The sequence below is a fragment of the Weissella sp. DD23 genome, assembly GCF_001579105.1.
Classification (GTDB): domain Bacteria; phylum Bacillota; class Bacilli; order Lactobacillales; family Lactobacillaceae; genus Weissella; species Weissella cibaria.
In genome coordinates this window covers 477,849-478,521 of record NZ_KQ970390.1, presented here as the reverse complement: position 1 = coordinate 478,521, position 673 = coordinate 477,849, and the positions used below count along the sequence as shown (strand labels likewise).

1 protein-coding gene is annotated in these 673 nt (G+C 43.1%); it reads left to right on the top strand.

What is annotated here, in order from left to right; translation table 11 throughout:
* Window positions 1-243 precede the first annotated feature (243 nt).
* A partial coding sequence (locus WEIDD23_RS02300) for a glucose PTS transporter subunit EIIB (protein WP_197458770.1) occupies window positions 244-673 on the top strand: 430 nt, incomplete at its 3' end.

The window sequence follows — 673 nt, the reverse complement described above, 5'->3', positions numbered from 1 at the left end:
CCTTAGAAGTTATCTGATACGAAAATTTTTTCAATGATCGTGCGAAGAACTGATGCAGTTAGTTACTCAAAATTCGCTTGAACATGTATATGCCTGATGATGTTTCGTAATCATCGGGCATTTTTTGCTGTCTGTTCACCCAGGATAAGCTAAATTTGAACTTGTTTACTATTTTGAAAACGGTTACAATTAACCCGTACACAAATGGAACCGGTTCCGTAATTATGTTTTAGGGGGAATAATATGAACCACGAAGAGGTAGCAAAGCGGGTTGCGAAGGCTTTGGGTGATGATAATGTCATTACGGCAGCGCATTGTGCCACGCGTTTACGGTTAATTGTGAAGGACCGTGACAGTATTGACCAACAAGCACTTGATAACGATCCAGACCTAAAGGGGACGTTTGATTCAAACGGGCAGTTCCAAATTATTGTTGGGCCGGGTGATGTCAATAAAGTATATGATCACTATGTTCGCCAGACAGGGGTCCAGACGGCAACGCCTGAAGAACTGAAGGAACTTGCAGCGCAACAGGGTAAGAAAAAGAATCCGATTATGGCTATGGTCCAAGTATTGTCGGATATCTTTGTGCCACTGATTCCGGCAATGACAGCTGGTGGTCTATTGATGGCGCTGAATAATATCCTGACGGGAAAAGATTTGTTTGGACCCC